Origin of the sequence: Nonomuraea turkmeniaca (assembly GCF_005889735.1) — a bacterium.
GTDB classification, from domain to species: domain Bacteria; phylum Actinomycetota; class Actinomycetes; order Streptosporangiales; family Streptosporangiaceae; genus Nonomuraea; species Nonomuraea turkmeniaca.
On the sequence record NZ_VCKY01000220.1, the window covers coordinates 1 to 18023 of the forward strand.

15 protein-coding genes are annotated in these 18023 nt (G+C 70.1%); 7 read left to right on the forward strand and 8 right to left on the reverse strand.

Annotation, left to right across the window (positions count from 1 at the left end; all coding sequences use genetic code 11):
- Window positions 1-861 precede the first annotated feature (861 nt).
- The gene (locus ETD86_RS60370; RefSeq protein ID WP_425465693.1) at window positions 862-1107 is read right to left on the reverse strand and encodes a GNAT family N-acetyltransferase; all 246 of its coding nucleotides are present in this window, start codon (window positions 1105-1107) and stop codon (window positions 862-864) included.
- A gap of 966 nt (window positions 1108-2073) precedes the next feature.
- Window positions 2074-2298, reverse strand: a complete 225-nt coding sequence (locus ETD86_RS42425) for a hypothetical protein (protein WP_138672286.1) — start codon at window positions 2296-2298, stop codon at window positions 2074-2076.
- Window positions 2299-2735: 437 nt separating this feature from the next.
- Here ETD86_RS42425 and ETD86_RS42430 point away from each other — a divergent pair, with 437 nt between their 5' ends.
- The gene (locus tag ETD86_RS42430; protein ID WP_138672287.1) at window positions 2736-3062 is read left to right on the forward strand and encodes a hypothetical protein; all 327 of its coding nucleotides are present in this window, start codon (window positions 2736-2738) and stop codon (window positions 3060-3062) included.
- 44 nt (window positions 3063-3106) lie between these two features.
- On the opposite strand, the gene ETD86_RS42435 is transcribed toward ETD86_RS42430, so the two are convergent.
- Both ETD86_RS42435 and ETD86_RS42440 read right to left on the reverse strand, forming a co-directional pair.
- Window positions 3107-4780, reverse strand: a complete 1674-nt coding sequence (locus ETD86_RS42435) for an ABC-F family ATP-binding cassette domain-containing protein (protein ID WP_138672288.1) — start codon at window positions 4778-4780, stop codon at window positions 3107-3109.
- Window positions 4773-6398, reverse strand: a complete 1626-nt coding sequence (locus ETD86_RS42440; RefSeq protein ID WP_138672289.1) for an ABC-F family ATP-binding cassette domain-containing protein — start codon at window positions 6396-6398, stop codon at window positions 4773-4775. Before ETD86_RS42440 ends, ETD86_RS42435 begins: the two co-directional genes overlap by 8 nt.
- A gap of 374 nt (window positions 6399-6772) precedes the next feature.
- On the opposite strand from ETD86_RS42440, the gene ETD86_RS42445 reads away from it, so the two are divergent.
- From ETD86_RS42445 to ETD86_RS42455, 3 genes are all read left to right on the forward strand, one after another.
- Window positions 6773-7396, forward strand: a complete 624-nt coding sequence (locus tag ETD86_RS42445; protein ID WP_138672290.1) for a TetR/AcrR family transcriptional regulator — start codon at window positions 6773-6775, stop codon at window positions 7394-7396.
- A 150-nt stretch (window positions 7397-7546) separates the two neighbouring features.
- A complete protein-coding gene (locus ETD86_RS42450; protein ID WP_138672291.1) occupies window positions 7547-8656 on the forward strand; it encodes an aldo/keto reductase in 1110 nt (369 codons plus the stop codon).
- A 150-nt stretch (window positions 8657-8806) separates the two neighbouring features.
- Window positions 8807-9700, forward strand: a complete 894-nt coding sequence (locus ETD86_RS42455) for an alpha/beta fold hydrolase (protein WP_138672292.1) — start codon at window positions 8807-8809, stop codon at window positions 9698-9700.
- A 47-nt stretch (window positions 9701-9747) separates the two neighbouring features.
- Here ETD86_RS42455 and ETD86_RS42460 read toward each other — a convergent pair whose 3' ends face one another.
- Window positions 9748-10299 carry a TetR/AcrR family transcriptional regulator gene (locus tag ETD86_RS42460; protein ID WP_138672293.1) on the reverse strand — a complete coding sequence of 184 codons (552 nt, stop codon included), beginning with the start codon at window positions 10297-10299 and terminating at the stop codon, window positions 9748-9750.
- A gap of 161 nt (window positions 10300-10460) precedes the next feature.
- On the opposite strand from ETD86_RS42460, the gene ETD86_RS42465 reads away from it, so the two are divergent.
- Window positions 10461-13226 carry a helix-turn-helix transcriptional regulator gene (locus ETD86_RS42465; protein ID WP_138672294.1) on the forward strand — a complete coding sequence of 922 codons (2766 nt, stop codon included), beginning with the start codon at window positions 10461-10463 and terminating at the stop codon, window positions 13224-13226.
- A 7-nt stretch (window positions 13227-13233) separates the two neighbouring features.
- On the opposite strand, the gene ETD86_RS42470 is transcribed toward ETD86_RS42465, so the two are convergent.
- Entirely contained in the window at window positions 13234-14007 is a 774-nt protein-coding gene (locus ETD86_RS42470) for an alpha/beta hydrolase (RefSeq protein ID WP_138672295.1), read from the reverse strand.
- Window positions 14008-14278: 271 nt separating this feature from the next.
- Between ETD86_RS42470 and ETD86_RS42475 the strand changes: the two genes are divergently transcribed.
- On the forward strand, window positions 14279-15337 hold the full coding sequence (locus ETD86_RS42475; protein ID WP_138672296.1) for an alpha/beta fold hydrolase: 1059 nt from the start codon (window positions 14279-14281) through the stop codon (window positions 15335-15337).
- Window positions 15338-15425: 88 nt separating this feature from the next.
- Here ETD86_RS42475 and ETD86_RS42480 read toward each other — a convergent pair whose 3' ends face one another.
- Together ETD86_RS42480 and ETD86_RS42485 are read right to left on the reverse strand one after the other, a co-directional pair.
- Window positions 15426-15605 carry a hypothetical protein gene (locus tag ETD86_RS42480; RefSeq protein WP_138672297.1) on the reverse strand — a complete coding sequence of 60 codons (180 nt, stop codon included), beginning with the start codon at window positions 15603-15605 and terminating at the stop codon, window positions 15426-15428.
- Between the two features lie 16 nt (window positions 15606-15621).
- On the reverse strand, window positions 15622-17250 hold the full coding sequence (locus tag ETD86_RS42485) for a DUF6351 family protein (RefSeq protein WP_138672298.1): 1629 nt from the start codon (window positions 17248-17250) through the stop codon (window positions 15622-15624).
- Between the two features lie 336 nt (window positions 17251-17586).
- Here ETD86_RS42485 and ETD86_RS42490 point away from each other — a divergent pair.
- Window positions 17587-18023, forward strand: a 437-nt coding sequence (locus ETD86_RS42490; RefSeq protein WP_246149113.1) for an alpha/beta fold hydrolase, incomplete at its 3' end; no start/stop codon positions are given.

The window sequence follows — 18023 nt, forward strand, 5'->3', positions numbered from 1 at the left end:
ACTCCAGCCAGGACCGCAGCCCTACGGCGCCGCCGTACACCTTCTCGTTCAGGCCGCCGCGGGCGAAGAGGTTCGCCCTCAAGGTCTTCACGTCGTAGCAGTCGTCCCCGACCTCGAGCACGGGCAGATCCTTCATGATGTCCTCCGTCCACGAGGTGGCAGGCTTTGAGGTCGGCTTTGAGTCAGGTGACACGGGCATCCCGGCATCCACCCACGCCTGCAGCTTCGGCCCGGGGCATGCGGTGGCGAACCGGTCACCGTGGCCCAACTGCTTCAACTTCCGGCCGGCCTTCCTGCATGCTTCGTCGTACAGCCAGCGGATTGAGCGTTTCGCCGCGTCGGTCGGGTTGAGCAACCGCTGTAGCAACCGATCGAAGTTCGCTGTAGTCCGCCGAGGTACGCCTTACGCCTTGACCAGGCGAAACAAGCCTCCACAGACCTTCACAAACCTCCCGCCCGAGACTACGGATCAGAAGGTTACGGGTTCGACTCCTGTCGGCCGCGCACGTGGGAAAGGCCCGCTACCAGGGAGAATCTGGGAGCGGGCCTTAATGTTTGTCGGAACAATCTCGGGATCTTGCTTACGCCCTTGCTAACACGGGCCTCTTCTACGCGCCGATCACCTGGGCGAAGTGAGAGCCGACAGGGTGATCTTGGTGTGTATCGAAGGTCATAAAGACGTGATCCCCGCCTGCCCACACCTGACGGCCCTGACCTTCCGGGCGTTAGCTGGTTTCGCCCTGCTCCGGCAACGAATCCTGCTCTCCCAGACCACGCACCGTTGCCACCGCATTCGTGCCAGAGCCGTTGTTCTTACACTCCCACTCACCGCCGCACACGCGTCCTCAGCGGCGCACGCGGTCACGGTGTGCGGAAGCCCCGGAAGGTCACGTGCTTGCGGGTTTCGAAGCCGAGCCGCTCGTAGAGGGCGATCGCGCCGGTGTTGGCCTCGGCCACGTGCAGGAAGGGACGTTCGTTGCGAGCCGCGATACGCGCGATGAGCGCATTGACCAGGCGGGCGGCGTGGCCTCGCCCGCGTGCCTCGGGAGCGGTGCAGACGGCGCTGATCTCGGTCCATCCCGGGGGTCGGAGTCGTTCGCCTGCCATCGCCACCAGCGTGCCGTTGTCGCGGACGCCGAGATAGGTGCCAAGTTCGTGGGGTGCGCGGCCAGAACGGCCCCGGCTGGGCCCGCGCGACGAGGTCGAGCATCTCGGGCACGCTGTCCGCGCCCAGTTCGACCACACCGGTGGCGGTCGCGCCATGCGGGTGATCGGGCCGGCCGCTGCTGGGCCAGATCATCTGACGGCCTTCGAGGACGAAGATCGGCTCCCAGTCCGACGGCGGTGTGGCCGCGCAGCTGAACATGTCGGCGAACTCGCCTTGTCCCAGCAGCCGGGCGAGGTCGGCCCACTGCTGCGGACCCGGGCCGGCGGTTACCGCGGAGAAGGTCGCGACTCCCGGCAGGTAGGCGGTAGCTCGGCCGAGCCGGCGGGCGAGGTGTACGTGGTGACCACAGTGATTCACCCACCGGGTCGTCGAGTGCGGCGGCCTCGCCGTCGCGGTTCACCATCGTGCTGTGCCTCTCGTGCCATGCGGGTTGACGGTGGCCATTGTCATGAATGAGAAGTTGTGCGAGGCCAGCATGCCGCATGGCCGCCGCCGCGTTCGCCCCAGGTCGCCGTCGCACAACCTCTCCCACAGCCCACCCCGTTCTGCGAGACGGGTTCTGAGCAGCACGAACGTTCTACTTTGCGGCCCATCGCACCGACCCGAGTGCCGAGCCGAGTGCCGAGCCGATCAGGGCGTCAGGGTGTCCCGGGAGACCGTCGTGCAGCGCCGGGAGTCGATTGACCCGGCCACCACCGGCTGGCCGGTCCAGGAGTAGACGAAGCGGCCGAGAGGGGGCTGATCTGCCGCGGCCTTCGTGCCCGGCGTGCACTAGGGGTCTCAACCGGGGGTCCTTGGTGCGGCCTACGACGGTCAGGCGACGCAGGCCCCTGCCGAGTAGCCGCCGCATGGTTGTGACTGAGTGAAGTGGCCCCCAGTCGGACCGCCGGTGCGGCCCTCCAGCCTCAGTCGCAACAGATCGTGGGAGCCACCTCGACACAATCCGTACCGCCCGGCCGATAGCAGCAGTAATAGCGCCGCTTTCCCATGAATTTCGGCCAGCTGCACGGAGTGTGGATCTTGCAGCTGCTGGAATTCTTGTACCAGCAGCCGCTTGAAGCTTGGGCGTTCTCACGCGGGACCAACATGGCCAGCAGCGTATCGCTGAGGTTGCCGATGAATTCTTTCATTCATGTCTCCCAGATTGCACGGAGGAAGCCGCCGGTACAGTCCAGCCCGGCGGCGCGAGATCAGGCGACGGCCGGGGCCACGCCCGATGGCGCATAGCGTGCCCGGTCTCGCTAGCTCGGCGATAGCCCGCCATTAGCGCGACCGCGGTTGGCACTGGCGGGATGACGTTGGAGAAGTTGGAGGCGCCGCCCCCCTGTGGCGTTGGCGCGCTTGGCGGGGGCCGCCGACGTTCGGCTTTTGACAATTGCTCGACCGAGTGATTCACGCGGGTATGCGTCCTGGAGCGGGGCCCGGTGATACATGAAGCGCTAAAAACGATCATGAGCGTACCGTCGTCCGCCCAGCGCTCTACCGCGGAGAAGTACGGCAAAGCCGACACACACCAGCAACCATCACCAGCTGCCATCTACAGCTTGACCAGGAGGAAGATTCCGAGGTGATCTGGAATGCGGGGTCGGTCGACACCCTGGCAACCAACGGTCAGCTGGCCCTGATCTTCACACCCAGCCAGGACTGGGCGACCTGCGTCACGGCGAAGGCGCTGCGCTCGGCCCCACCACCCCTACGACGCAAAGGCTGGGACGACGTGGTCGAGGCGGACATCGTCAGCGAATCGGGGCACCTGATGATGCAGACGCTGTCGGCGAGCAAGGTGCGCTTCCCCAATCTCGCGCGCAGCGGTCCTGGCCGCTACCGGCTGCGCCTGTATACGCGTCCAGGCGTGGATCTCATTCTCATCTATCCGGCTGGGAGAGCGGCGTAGCGATGGCCAGCGCGCTGGCCGCGGATGGCTGCCGCGCGTCGTCTTCATGGCAGGTGGATGCGGCGGCCCTGCCAGCGGGAGCGCAACCATCGGTCGTGGCTGGCGATCACGATCCCGCCGGGCCCGTCGGTGGCCAGGGCTGCTTCCAGCTCGTCGGAGAGGCGGGGTGAGAGGTGGTTGGTGGGCTCGTCGAGCAGGAGCACCCCGGGTGGATCGGCCACCAGCAGCGCCAGCGCGAGCCGGCGGCGCTGGCCGACCGACAACTCCCCCACTCGCAGGTCCACGTCACGCGGGCTGATCAGGCCGAGCGAGCGCAGCGGTACGGACTCGGCGCGCTCCGGACCGAGCGCCCGCTCGTACGTCTCCCGCACCGTGCGGTCCGGTCGCTCGAACACGGTGTCCTGGGCCAGCAGTCCGACGGTCAGGCCGCGCCGTCGCCGTACCTCTCCCTCGGCGTCCAGCCGTCCGGCCAGCACCGCCAGGAGCGTGGACTTGCCCGCGCCGTTCGGCCCGGTGACCAGCAGCCGCTCCCCCGGCGCCACGTCGAGCCGGTCGATCGAGAGCCGTCCCGGCACCCGCACGTCCCGCAGTGACAACAAGGTTTCGTCGCGGGGATCGCGGCAGCCGGCGGCGACGCCCTCCGCCGCACCGGTGGCGGGGGCGCGCGTGGTCTCCGCGACAGCGGCGGCGACGGTGACCAGGGTGCGGGGGCGGAAGCGGAGCGGGGATGGCGGCGCGGGGACCTGCTCGCGTTCCAGCTCGGCGAGCCGGCGGGCGGCATTGCGCACTCGCCGCGAGATCTGGTGCTGCACGCGTCCTCCGCGGTGCCCGTACCCCATCTTTTCGTTGTCGCGTCGCAGCCCGTCCAAGGCCACCTGCCGCGCCGTCACCGCGACGGCGCGGCGCAGCTCGCCGAGCTCCTCCTGTTCCTCCGCGTGGCGCCGCTCCCAGCGCTCCCGCTCGGCGCGTTTCTCGGCCAAGTACGCGCTGTATCCGCATCCGTACCGGATGGGCCCGTCCATCGCGGGATCGAGATCGACCAGGTCCGTGCAGACCGCGTCCAGGAACGCCCGGTCGTGGCTCGCCACGACCACCACTCCCGTCATGCCGCGGAGCTCCTCCTCCACGAACACTGCGGCCGTATCGTCCAGGTGGTTGGTGGGCTCGTCCAGCAGCAGCGCGGCGGGCCGTCTGATCAGGAGCGCCGCCAGGGCGAGCCGCCCGCGCTGCCCGCCCGACAACGACGAAAGCGCGCGCTCGTGCGGCACGCCGCCCAGGCCGAGCCGGTCGAAGATGATCTCCGCGCGCCGGTCGGCGTCCCAGGACTCGCGCTGTTGCGCCTGGTCGAGCTGGGCCCCGTACGCTTCGAGCAGAGCGGCGTCGTCCGGGGCCTCGGTGAGCGCCCGGGTGAGCCGGTCGAGCTCGGCCAGGTCCGTACGGGCCTCTCGCAGGGCGTCGTCGAGCACGTCGGCGACCGTGGCGTCGCCGGCGAACGGCGCCTCCTGATGCAGGAAGCCCAGGTCGGCGGGGCGCACGACGGTACCGGAGTCAGGCTCGTCCACTCCGGCCAGCAGCCGCAGCAGGGTGGACTTGCCCGCACCGTTCTCGCCGATCAGCCCGATCCGGTGGCCGGGCGCGGCGGTGAGCGAGACGCCGTCGAGCACGCGCCGCGCGCCCAGCGTCCGTACGAGATCGCGGGCGACCAGCACGTCACTCACCGGCGGGCCCCCCGGTCTCCAGCAGCCGCCCCCGAGACAGCTCCAGCCAGCGCTCCACCTTGATCTCGGCGAGGAAGCGTTCGTCGTGGCTGACCACCACGAACGCCCCCTCGTACGCGCTGAGCGCGCTCTCCAACTGCCCCACGCTGACCAGGTCGAGGTTGTTGGTGGGCTCGTCGAGCAGCAGGAGTTGGGGCGCCGGCTCGGCGCACAACACGCAAGCCAGGGTGGCGCGCAGCCGTTCGCCGCCCGACAGCACGCCTACCGGCAGGTGGGCACGGGCGCCGCGGAACAGGAAGCGGGCGAGCAGGTTCATCCGCTCCGCTTCCGGCATGCTGGGGGCGAATGCGGCCAGGTTCTCGGCCACGGTGCGCTCGACGTCGAGCAGGTCGAGCCGCTGTGAGAGGTAGGCGACGCGGCCGTCGGCCTGCCTGGTCGTGCCGCCGTCGGGCTCCAGGTCGCCGCTGATCAGGCGCAACAAAGTGGATTTGCCCACGCCGTTGGGGCCGGTCAGCGCGATGCGCTCGGGCCCGCGGACGGTCAGGTCGATGCCCGGCTCGGCGAACAGGCCGCGGGCCTGCAGGCGTTCGCCGTGGAAGACCGTGCGCCCGGCGGGCACGTTCGTTCCCGGCAGCTCCAGCGCGATCTTCTGATCGTCGCGCAGCGCCCGCCCGGCCTCGTCGAGCCTGGCCTTGGCGTCACTGACGCGGGCGGCGTGCATCTGGCCCGCCCGCCCGGCGGACTCCTGGGCGCCCCGCTTCATGTTCCCGGCAAAGATCCGCGGCAGGCCGGCGTTCTTGAGGTTGCGGGCGGCGTTTCCGGCCCGGCGCTCGGCGCGCTCGCGGGCCTGCTGCATCTCCCGCTTCTCGCGCTTGAGCTCCTGCTCGGCGCTGCGCACGTTGCGTTCGGCGGCCTCCTGCTCGGCGCGCACGGCTTCCTCGTACGCGGTGAAGTCGCCGCCGTAGAAGCGGACCTCGCCCCGGTCGAGCTCGGCGATGCGGTCCATACGGTCGAGCAGGCCCCGGTCGTGGCTGACCACGAGCAGGCAGCCGTTCCAGTCGCCGAGCACGTCGTAGAGCCTGCGGCGCGCGCCGAGGTCGAGGTTGTTCGTCGGCTCGTCGAGCAGCAGGACGTCGGGCCGCTTGAGGAGCTGCGCGGCCAGGCCGAGCGAGATGACCTGGCCACCGCTCAGCGTGCCCAGCGTGCGGTCGAACGCGAGGTCGCCGAGCCCGAGCCGGTCGAGCTGGGCACGGGTGCGCTCCTCGATGTCCCAGTCGTTGCCGATCGTGGTGAAGTGCTCCTCGCCGGCGTCGCCCGATTCGATGGCGTCCAGCGCGGCGATCACGGGGGCGATGCCGAGGACCTCGGCCACGGTCAGGTCGCCGGCAAGGGGCAGGCTCTGCGGCAGGTAGCCGAGCACGCCGTCGACGGACACGCTGCCGCCACGGGGCGCCTGTTCGCCGGCGATCAGCTTGAGCAGCGTGCTCTTGCCCGCGCCGTTCGGGGCGACGAGGCCGGTGCGGCCGCCGCCCACGGTGAAGGACAGGTCGCTGAAGACGGGCGTGTCGTCAGGCCAGGAAAAGGACAGGTGGGAGCAGACGATGAATGCATCGGACATGCGAGAGACCTCGTACGAGAACGCGGGCGCGCCAAAGCCGCCCGGCAAAGGGAACAGGGATTCGGGGAACGACGATCAAGGCCACATCGGCGGCGGTCATGTGCGCCTGCCGGGGCCGATCAACCTCCGGTATCACCCGGAGATGTCGTCGTCACCTGCCACGTCTGGTCTCCTAGCTTCCGATCTCAAGCGTTTTTCACCATAGCAGCCGCCGGGATAACGCCTGCAGATCACCTTCGCGGACGCCCCGAGCCACCCCGACGCACCTTCTCAGTCGGGGGGCGGCTGCTTCTGTTCGCCGCTCGCCCATGAGCCCCCCGCTTGATGTGTACTCCAGCTAGTATGGACTGGCAAGTCCAGTCTGGAGGGCGGTCATGCGTGCTCTGACCCGCAAGGGGGCCGCGACGCGGCAGCGCATTCTCGAGGGCGCGGCGACGCACATCCGCGAGCACGGCGTGGCCGACATGACGCTCGACGACGTGCTGGCCAGGACGGCGACGAGCAAGAGCCAGCTCTTCCACTACTTCCCCGATGGACGGGAGGAGCTGCTGCTGGCCGTGGCCCGCTTCGAGGCCGACCGGGTGCTGGAGGACCAGCGGCCCCAGCTCGGCGACCTCACCTCCTGGCCCGCCTGGCAGTCGTGGCGCGACAAGGTCGTCGACCGCTACCGGCGGCAGGGCCGCCTGTGCCCGCTCAACTCCGTCACGTCACAGCTGGGCAGCCGCACGCCCGGCGCTCAGGCCGTGGTCATCGAGCTGATGCACCGCTGGCAGGCCGAGATCGCCACCGGCGTGCGGCACATGCAGGGCACCGGCGAGATCGACCCGGGCCTGGACCCCGACCGCGCGGCGGCCGCCCTGCTCGCCGGCATCCAGGGTGGCGTACTGATCCAGATGTCCACCGGCCAGATCGACCATCTGGAAGCCGCCCTGGACATGGGCATCGCCCACCTGCGCGCCAGCAAGTCACGAGCGCGGCCACCGACAACACCCTCATGAGATTCGATACGGGCAACAGGATGCTCCTTCCGTGGTGAAGTCCGCCGCAGCAGAACGCCGGCCGCCCTTTTGGACTTGACAGTCCATTTTTGGATACGCAAGCTGACGAGTGCTCGTCCCAACCTCGCTTGCGAACGGAATGGCACCCTCATGTCACTGGACCACTACTACCTGCTCGGACGTTCCGGACTGCGCGTCAGCCGGCTGGCACTGGGCACGATGAACTTCGGCACCGGCGGTTTCCACGCCGCGTACGGCAAGACCGAGGAAGAGGCCCGCCCGATCTTCCGCCGCTACCTCGAAGCGGGCGGGAACTTCATCGACACCGCGGATTTCTACACCGCCGGCGAGAGCGAGACCATCCTCGGCAACCTCATCGCGGAAGCCAAGGTGCGCGACAGGGTGGTGCTCACCACCAAGTTCACCAACAGCGTCGACCCGGGAGATCCGAACGCGGGGGGCAACGGCCGCAAGCACGTGATCAGAGCGGTCGAGGCGTCACTGCGCCGCCTGCGCACCGACTACATCGACCTGTTCCTGCTGCACACCTGGGATCGGATCACTCCTGTCGAGGAGGTCATGCGGACCTTTGACGACCTCACCAGGGCCGGAAAGATCCGCTACGCGGGCCTGTCCGACGTGCCCAGTTGGTACGCGGCGCGAGCCCAGACCCTCGCCGAGGCCCACTCCCTCGTACCGGTGGTCAGCCTGCAACTGCCCTACTCCCTCATCGACCGGACGATCGAACTCGAGCACGTCGCCATGGGGCAGAGCCTGGGACTCGGCATCACCGCATGGAGCCCGCTCGGCGGTGGCTTCCTCACCGGCAAGTACCGGAGTGCCGACCAGGGCTTGGCCGGAGACGGCCGGCTCAGCGGCGCGGGCTCCCCCGGGCGCTCGTGGACGGAGCGGGACTGGCGGCTGCTGGCGGCGGTCGAGAGCGTCGCCGACAAGCTCGGCGTGACGATGGCCCAGGTCGCGCTCAACTGGGTCGCCACCCAGCCCGGTGTCGCCTCGGCGATCGTGGGGGCGAGCAGCGTGGACCAGCTCGACGCCAACATGGTGGCCCTTGACTTCGAGCTGCCGGGCGAGCTGCGCGCCGAGCTCGACGAGGCCAGTGCCGTGCCGCCCCGGTCGGTCTACCAGATGTTCACGCCGGACTATCAGAGCTGGCTGGTCAGTCCGGGCGTCAAGGTCGGGGACAAGCCCGCCGGGTACGCCCCTGCCGTACGGAACTGGGCACCCGAACGCAGCGCTTGACGGACCTCGCATGCCGTGCATGCGCGGCCTGCCTGCCGCCCGGCCGCGTGCCCGGCCACGGCGGCGATGTCCTGGAACTGCTCTCAGGCATCCAACGGAGAGCTTGACCCTCAACGTGGCCGGGTCATCGCACCATTTGCAAGGAGACACATGGACACCACCGTCACGACCCCGCTGTCGCCGGGCACGCACACGGTCAACGTCGGGCGCGTCGCCCAGCGCTACCACGTCGCCGGGACCGGGCCCGTCTGTCTGGCCCACCCGGGCGGCCCGGGGCTGTCATGGGAGTACCTGCGGATGCCGGCGGCTGAGGAGCGCCTGACCATGGTGTACGTCGAGCCGATCGGGACGGGCGCCTCCGGCCGGCTGCCGGCGCATCCGCACGGCTACACGCGCGAGCGCTACGCGCAAGCCCTGGACGGGCTGATCCGGCACCTCGGCGTGGCCCGCGTTCACCTGCTCGGCCACTCCCACGGCGGCTTCGTCGCGCAGCACTACGCCCTGACGCGCCCCGACCGGCTCGCCGGCGTCGTCCTGTACGACAGCGCCCCGGTGACCGGCCCCGAGCACTTCGCCGAGTCGGCGCGCAACATGGACGCGTTCGCGCGGCGCAACGCGGGCAGGCCCGGGCTGCGGGACGTTCTCGACGCGTGGGAGTCGCTGGGCGGGCTCGCGGACGACGAGGCGGTCACTCGGGCCGCCCGCGGGCTGCTGCCCGCCTACCTCGCCGACTACTGGAACCACCAGGAAGAGTACGCACCGCTGTTCTCGGTGGCAGGCACCTACATCTCCGGCCTGGACGACCAACTCGTCCCGGATGCCATCGACGACCGAGCGATGCTCGGCTCGTTCGACGTACCGGCGCTGGTCATCGCCGGCCGCCACGACGTCATCTGCGGTCCGCGCTGGGCAGGGGAGCTGGCCGACGGGATTCCCCGCGCCGAGCTGGTCCTGTTGGAGAACAGCGGCCATCTCGGTCACGTCGAAGAGCCGGATGCCTTCGCCCGTGCCGTGACGGCCTTCGTGGCAGCCACGGTCGCGTGACGGACCGGCCGGAGGGCGGATGATCGGGCTGCCATGCCGTCGCAGGGTCAGCGCGCCTGCGGGGTGCCAACCCCCCGCAGCAGTGTGTCGACCACGACGTCGGCGGCCTGTGCGGCGCTCAGCTCGGACAGGTCCTCGGCGGCGTGTTCCATCAGCGGCGGCAGGACCGTGGCCACCCAGCCGGGCGGCAGGTCGGAGCGCAGCAGGCCCTCGTCGGTGGCGCGCCGCAGGAAGGCGTCGACCTCGTCGATCAGACGGCGGCGGCGCTCGCCGATCGTCACCTCGCGGAGCATGCGGCTCGTTTCCACGGGCCATTTGCGGTTGACGGCGATGATGCCTTCGACGTAACGGTGCAGCGCGACCGCGACCGGGGCCTCGCGTAGCCTGGCGGCCTCCATGGCCTCCTCGACCGCGTCGTAGCGCGCTCCGTAGACGGCGGCCATGAGGTCTTCGCGGGAGGCGAAGCGGCGGTAGACGGTGCGGCGGTCCACTCCTGCCGCAGCGGCGATGGCGGCGATGGTCGCCGAGGGATCGTCGGCGAGCATGCGGGCACCCGTGCTCAGGACGCGTTCCAGGTTGCGTGTCGCGTCTGCTCTCACCTGCTCAAAGATACTCCGTCCCGTAGCACATGAAGCAACTTCATGTCACAAGAAGAGACTCTTGTATTTGTAAGCGCTACGCTTGTGAGGCAGTTATCGCGTCGGCGCTTCGCGGCCAAGGCTCTGGCCTGATCGGCCATACCTGAAGGAGTGAGGGAAGCGTGGAGTCGCTCGTCTCGACAATGGTGGGCCGGGATGACGTCCAAGGGGAACTGTCCGCGTTCATGACGGCCACCGGGGGGCAGGCCCTCATCCTCAGAGGCGAGACCGGGCTCGGCAAGAGCGCCCTGCTCGACTACGTGGCCGGCCTCGCCGCCCCGGAGAACCACCGGGTGATTCGCGCCGCCGGGGTCGAGGCGGAGGCGGAGCTGCCCTTCGCCGGCCTGCACCAGCTGCTGTACTCGCTGCTGCCCCATTCGGCCGGGCTCGACGAAGGCCACCGTGCCGTCTTCGACGTCGTCTTCGGGCTGCGCGAGGGCAAGGCGCCGTCGGTCATGTCCCTCGGCATCGCCGTCCTCGACCTGCTGTCCTTGGCGGCATCGGAGCAACCGCTGCTGCTGTTGCTCGACGACGGTCAGTGGATGGACGCCTCCAGCGCCGAGGTGTGCGGATTCGTGGGGCGCCGGCTCACCGGCAGCTCCGTGAAAATGCTCATCGCCGTACGGTCCGACGTCGGCTCGCGGTTCGACACGGCCGCGCTTCCCGAGCTCCCGGTGGCGGCCCTGTCGGAGAAGGCCGCCGAGCAACTGCTGGACCTGCGCCATCCGCAGCTCGACCCGCAGACCCGGCGCATCGTCATGGAGCACGCCATGGGCAACCCCTTGGCGCTCTTGGAGCTGCCCGCCCACGTGAACGGCGGCCGCAGCGGCCGCATGGCCGAGGAACTCGTCGGATTCGGCAACATCCCGCTGTCGCGCCGTCTGCAGCACGTCTACGGCATCCGCATCGAACGCCTGCCCGGGCCCGTACGCGAGGAACTGCTGCGCGGCGCCCTCGACGGCGTCGGGGCGGGACCGGGCGGCAACCGCGCTCCCGGCGCCCGCTACCGCATGCGCGAGGCCGACGAAGCGGTCGCTACCGGCCTCCTGGACACCGACCCCGCCACCGGCGAGCTCGTCTTCCGGCACCCGCTGATCCGCACCACCGTCGTTCAGCTGGCGACCCCCAACCAGCGCCGCGCGGCACACGCCGAGCTCGCCGGGGTGCATCGCCACGACGTCGAGCGGCGTGCCCGCCACCTGGCGGCCTCGATCGTGGATCCCGACGAGGGCGTGGCAGCCGCGCTGGAGGCCGCGGCCGACTCGGCCACCCGGCGCGGCGGCGCGGTCGCGGCCGTGGCCTGGCTGACCCGCGCGGCGGAGCTGAGCGAGACCCCCGCCGACCGCTCCAGGCGGCTCGGCGACGCCGCCTTCATCGCCGGACACGCCGCGCTCTTGGACCAGGCCCAGAAGCTCGTCCGCTCGGACCTGCCGCCGGGCGCGAGCGAGTCTCCCGCCACGGTCGTCACCTCCGCCTATGTGGCCCTGTACGAAGACGGCGACGTACGCTCCGCGCATCGCCACGTCGCGGCGGCGATCGAGAGCCTGCGGAAAGACAGCGCACGCGAGCCCGCGGCAATACTCTCCCGGCTGGTGAACGTGCTGCTGGCCATCAGCCAGTACGCCGGCGACGCCGCGCTGTGGGACCGCGCCGAACAGCTCATGGATTCTCTGGGGGACCGAGTCGACACCCGCTCGGCGATCTACCGCGACGCGTGGAGCGACGTCGTCCGGCACGGCGCGGGCGTGCACGAGCGCGTCGAACGTGCCTTCGCCGGCGTCTCGGAGCTGGAACCGTGGGACGTCTCGCGCCTGGCCGTCGCCGCCTACCACGTCGACACGCTGAGCCAGTACCGCCCCTACCTGCAGCGGGCCGTCGAACGTGAGGTGGAGACCGGCGCCGTGGCCAGCGGCATGACCATGCTGCACCTGATCATGCTCGACCAGCTGGCCACCGGCGAGTGGGACGACGCCGAACGGACGGGACAACGCGCGCTGGAGCTGACCACGTCCCACGGAAACACGTTGTTCACCCACCACACCCACGCCTACCTGGGACTCCTGGCCGCCATGCGCGGTCAGGTGGTACGCGCCCGGGAGTCGCAGGCCGTCCTGGACGCCTGGGCCCGCCCGCGCGGCGTGGGATTCCTGACCCAGATCGCCGACGCCATCGGCACGGCGGCAGCTCTGAGCGAGGGTGACTACGAAGCCGCCTACCTGTACGCCATCGGCATCACGCCGCCCGGATCGTTCGAACGCTACGCCCACCAGGCCTCACGCACGCTGCTCGACCTGGTCGAGGCCGCCGTGCACACCGGGCGCCTGGAGCAGGCCCGCCGGCACGCCCAGGCCGCCTCCGACGCCGGCCTGCCCGGCGTCTCCCCCCGGCTGGCCCTCATCACGTACGGCGCCCTGGCGATGACGGCCGCCGACGAGAAGGAGGCCGAGGACATGTACGCCCGGGCCGAGGCCCACCCGGCCGGAGCCGGCTTCCCGTTCGAGCTGGCGCGCATCCGCCTGGCCCACGGCGTCCGGCTCAGGCACACCCAGGGGCCCAAGGCCGCACGGCCTGTCCTGCTCCGCGCCGCCGAGTCCTTCGAACGGCTCGGCGCCACAGGCTGGGCCGAACGCGCCCAGGCCGAGGTTCGCGCCTCAGGGGCGCCGGCCCGCGCCTCGCTGTCGTACCTGACCGCGCTGACCTGGCAGGAACGCCGCATCGCGGAGCTGGCCGCAGGCGGGCTGACGAACAAGGAGATCGGCGAACGCATGCACCTGTCCCCGCGCACCGTCAGCTCCCATCTCTACCGCGTCTTCCCGAAACTGGGCATCACCTCGCGTGCCGCGCTGCGCGACGCTCTGGGCAAGGTCGGCGACGGCGGCGACATCTGACCTCCCTTCACCACCTTGACGAGGCGGCGCGCACCCCTCGCTCGGCGAGCCAGACCAGCACATGGTCGGCGACCGCCCGCCAGCCGCTGTCGACGACCAGCGAATGGGCCCGGTCAGGGAACTGCTTGAGGCTGCTGGTGGCCGTCGAGTCGCCGTACAACTTGTACACGGCCCGGGTGACGTGGTCGGGCACCAGCCGGTCCTCCTGCCCCGAGATCAGCAGCAGCGGGCCGCGGCCGGTGTTGCCGTGGTTCACGACCGCCCGCGGGTGCCGTACGGCGCCGCCATGTCCCAGCTCGGCCAGCAACCGGCGTGGCCCGGGGACGGCGTGGCGCTCGAACAACTCGGCGGACTCCTGCTCGGTGACCGCGTTGGCGAACAGCCGCCGGAACTTCCCGGCGTCCATCGACACCGGCCACGGCTCCCCGGGAGCCGGGGCGGTCGCGTGATCGACCGGGGCGGGGGCGATGGCGACCGCGGCACGGCCGGCGTTCGTGCCGAGGAGGTGCTGCGCGATGAGCCCGCCCACCGAGTGGCCGACGATCACGGGCGGGGTGTCGAAGGAACGGACGATGCGCGCGTAGTGATCCGTGAGCGCGTCGAGCCCCAGCTCCTGAATCGTCTCGGGATGCCGGCGGGCCTCGCTCACCGTGGCGGGCTCTCCCGGCCAGCCCGGGGCGGAGACGGCGAAACCGAAACTGGAGAAGCGCTCGTTCCATGACTCCCACGACGACGCGTGGAGCCACGCGCCATGGATGAAGACGACGGGAGTGGGATTCACGGATCCTCCGGAAGGCTCAGGACCAGGTCCGATCAAAGGATTGTCCACATGTGCCCGGGCAGGAACAGTCGAATGACTGCATGTTCCTGCCCGCCTCGCGTCGCTGGTCCGGCGCGGCCTGCCAGGACGCCGTGCTCCGGGAGAGGGTTACGCGCGACCGGCACGGCTGCCGTCCGCCGTGTCTCACCGTCATCTGACTGATGTGTCGGATTCCACTGCCCGAAACAGTAAGAAATGCCGCATTTCTGTGACGCGACACGGAGGACTCCACATGATCAACAGGCGCACCTTCGGCAAGGCCATGGGTTTGGCCACCGGCGCGACCGTCGCCTCGCTGGCGGGCTTGCCGGCCTTCCCGGCCACCTCCGCCACCACGCGCGGGGCGGCTCCGACATTGCCGCCGGTCACGCCCGGCGCGCACACGTCCTTCGCTCCCCTGAAGCAGGTCAAGGCCGGGTTGCTGGACATCGGTTACGCCGAGGCGGGGCCGGCCCGCGGGCCCGTGGTCATCTGCCTGCACGGCTGGCCGTACGACATCCACAGTTTCGTCGACGTCGCTCCGCTGCTGGCGGCGCAGGGCTACCGGGTGATCGTGCCCTACCTGCGCGGTCACGGCACGACGCGGTTCCTGTCCTCGAAGACGTTCCGCAACGCCCAGCAGTCGGCGATCGCGCTCGACATCATCGCCCTGATGGACGCTCTCAAGATCGACAAGGCTGTGCTCGCCGGCTTCGACTGGGGATCGAGGACCGCCGACATCATCGCGGCCCTGTGGCCGCAGCGGTGCAAGGCCCTGGTGTCGGTGAGCGGCTACCTCATCACCAATCTCGAGGCCAACCTCGAACCGCTGCCACCGAAGGCCGAATACGCGTGGTGGTACCAGTACTACTTCGCCACCGAGCGAGGCCGGAAGGCCATGGAGAACAAGGACAAGCGCCACGACCTGACCCGGCTCATCTGGGACACCGTCTCCCCGACGTGGAACTTCGACGACGCCACCTTCGAGCGCACGGCCGCGGCCTTCGACAACCCCGACTACACCGCCATCGTGATCCACAACTACCGGTGGCGGCTGAGTCTGGCCGACGGGGAGCGCCGTTACGACGGTCTGGAGAAGCGGCTCGCCGCACGGCCGGTCATCACGGTGCCGACCATCACCCTGGACGCCGAGCGCGACCCCTTCACGGCGCCGCCGGGCGACGGCTCGTCGTACCGCACCATGTTCACCGGCCCCTACGAACACCACACCCTGAAGGGCATCGGTCACAACCTGCCGCAGGAAGCGCCCACGGCCTTCGCCCAGGCCGTCGTCGACGTGGACCACCTCTGACGCGACGGTCGGCCCACTACCCGCGACACCAAGACAGCCTGCCGGATGCGATCCGGCAGGCTGTCGGTGCGTTCGTGGCCGATCGCCGTCAGACGGTCCGTGTCCGCGGCCGACGGGCACGCCAGGCCGGCAGCCCGGCCTGGATGTTGTAGAAGATGCCCACGGCCAGGGCGCCGAGCAGCCCGTTGGACAACGTCAGCCGACCCTCCGATCCGTCCGGGTAGGCACGCAGGGATGACGTGCCGGATGACGGAGTCTTCGTGTTCATGACGAGTGGCCGGTTGTCAGTGCCGCACCGGGGCGCAGGAGTAGCTGCCGGCGTCAGCCGGGTCACCGTGGCCGGTGTAGCGGGAGACGGACGGGTACCGGCACAACTCGCGTGTCACCGTCTTCCCGGAGGAGTCCGTGATGGCGGCGTTCAGCGTCTGCGGGGCCTTGCCCTGTTCGACCCAGGCCGTCAGGGCGCCGAGGGCGTCGGTGGGTTTCGGGCCGGTGCTCGTGTCGCCTGCGCAGTGGGCGACGCCCGGCGCCAGGAACAACCGGTAGAAGTCGTCGACCCGGCGCGCACCGCCCATGGCCAGCTCCACCCGCCGGCGGTAGTCCACGGTGCCCTGGGCGGGAATCAGCTGGTCGGCCTGGCCGTGCCAGGTGAGCAGCTTGCCGCCGGACCTGCGGAACGCCGACAGGTCGGGATCATCGGTGCCGATGATCCCGTCGTACTCGGCCCGGGACTGCTCGAACAGCTTGGCGAACTCGGCGTAGGTGATCGTCGAGAGGTCGTAGGAGGGCTGCCGCTTCAGGAACGTCGAGACCCAGATGGCCGGTATGGGGAACGGCGCGCCCACGCGGTCGCCGTCCGCGTCGATGCGGGTGCCGGCGAGGTCGAAGCCGGCTCCGATCGGGATGCCGGACCACAACCTCTTACCGGACGGGGTGCGGGGGCCGTCCCAGATCCGGCGTACGACGGAGGCGTCGGCCGCGGTGATGGTCTCCTGCTCGCCGTCGCATTCGACGCTCTTGCCGATGAGTTCCCGCGGGTCGAAGGTGCACGTGGCGGGGTCGCCGATCAGCCCGTCGGGAGCGCCGTCGAGCGGGTCGCAGGCCTTGACGGCCGCCTCGTTGAAGGCGTTGAACTCACAAGGGGAGGGGAAGGTGTTCTCCTCGTTCATCACCACCTGCGGCCACAGGGTCGCGACCTCGAACTCGTCCCAGTTGATCGCCGGAGCGGTGGCCAGGATGCCGTCGAAGTCGCCAGGGTGGCGCTGGGCCTCCATGTAGCCCTGGCGGCCGCCGGTCGAGCAGCCGTTCCAGTACGAGTAGGAGACGGGCCTGCCGTAGACCTCGTTGACGACCTGCTTGCCCACGACCGCCATCTCGTGCTGGGACCGCTCGGCGAAGTTCTTCAGCAGCGCCGTGTTGACCTCGCCGTCGCTGTTCAGGGCCCAGCCGGTGTCCACGTACGTGCTGACACCGGCGTCGGTGGTCGCGGCGGCGTAGCCGCTCTTGATCGCGCCGGCCAGGCCCGCGCCGTAGTCGCCGGCGGCGAAGGCGCTGCCGCCCACCGCCTGGAAACGGCCGGTCCAGCCCGTCTCGGGCAGCCAGACCCGCACCTTGGCGTGGTCGCCGGCTCCTGGGTGGGTGAGCGTGACCGTGACATCGCAGTAGGCCGGCACGTCCGGGATCTCGACCACGTCGGTCAGCGGCGGCACCGGAGGGATGGTCACGGTGCCTCCCTCCCGGCTCACCGCCGTCACGGACTCCACCGCGGTGCCTGCCGGGGCGTTCACGGAGATGGACGAGCACGTGAACGGGACGGCGGCGGAGCTCGCGGCGCCGGCCGAAGCCGCGGTCGGCAGGCACGCCGCCGCCGCGAGCGGCACTCCGGCCGCAAAGATGATCAGAAGGCGTTTCATGACGTTCCTCTCGCTGAAGTACCGGGTCGTCAGCTGTTGGGGTGGGTCTCACTGTCGTTCGCAGCCGGCACCCGGCACATCAGTCAGTTGACGGTCAGCACCCGCGAGCCGCTCCGGGCGCACGTCACTCACGTCGCGGCGCAGGCGCGCACACGACCGCCACCACGCATCGCCGGGTAGCCCACCGACCAGCGCCGTTGTGCTGCTGAACGACGGTCCCGGCCGGTTCCTCGTGACTGACCGTCAAGTGACCGATGTGGCCGCGGTCCTTCCGGGATGACAGTGATGGAGCCAGATTCACCACCTTCGTCTGAAGCCTCCTGGAAGGGGAATTTCGTGGTCAGCAACAAGGGTGTACGCAGCCGGGAGCTCATGTTGGGCGCCCTGTCGGCGGTCGCGATCGGTCTCCTCGCCGCCTCCGCCGCCACACCCGCCCTCGCGGCGGACAAACCCGCCAAGCCGACCATCGTGTTGGAGCACGGCGCCTTCGCCGACGCCTCCAGTTGGAACGCGGTGATCGAAGAGCTGCGCGCGGACGGCTACCCCGTCGTCGCCGCGGCCAACCCGCTGCGTGGACCGGCGAACGACGCGGCCGCACTTCGCAGCGTCCTCGACCACGTCGCCGGACCCAAGATCCTCGTCGGGCACTCCTACGGTGGCTCGGTCATCAGCGTCGCCGGCGCGAACGACCCCCAGGTCAAGGCCCTTGTGTACGTCGCCGCTTTCCTGCCCGCCCCCGGCGAGACCGCCCTGGAGCTGACGAACAAGTACCC

Bases quoted from the DNA above. Each gene is read 5' to 3' on its own strand.
- ETD86_RS60370 (WP_425465693.1), bottom strand. From the start codon at position 1,107: ATGGCAGGCGAACGACTCCGACCCCCGGGATGGACCGAGATCAGCGCC.
- ETD86_RS42425 (WP_138672286.1), bottom strand. From the start codon at position 2,298: ATGAAAGAATTCATCGGCAACCTCAGCGATACGCTGCTGGCCATGTTG.
- ETD86_RS42440 (WP_138672289.1), bottom strand. From the start codon at position 6,398: ATGTCCGATGCATTCATCGTCTGCTCCCACCTGTCCTTTTCCTGGCCT.
- ETD86_RS42445 (WP_138672290.1), top strand. From the start codon at position 6,773: ATGCGTGCTCTGACCCGCAAGGGGGCCGCGACGCGGCAGCGCATTCTC.
- ETD86_RS42450 (WP_138672291.1), top strand. From the start codon at position 7,547: ATGTCACTGGACCACTACTACCTGCTCGGACGTTCCGGACTGCGCGTC.
- ETD86_RS42455 (WP_138672292.1), top strand. From the start codon at position 8,807: ATGGACACCACCGTCACGACCCCGCTGTCGCCGGGCACGCACACGGTC.
- ETD86_RS42475 (WP_138672296.1), top strand. From the start codon at position 14,279: ATGATCAACAGGCGCACCTTCGGCAAGGCCATGGGTTTGGCCACCGGC.
- ETD86_RS42480 (WP_138672297.1), bottom strand. From the start codon at position 15,605: ATGAACACGAAGACTCCGTCATCCGGCACGTCATCCCTGCGTGCCTAC.
- ETD86_RS42485 (WP_138672298.1), bottom strand. From the start codon at position 17,250: ATGAAACGCCTTCTGATCATCTTTGCGGCCGGAGTGCCGCTCGCGGCG.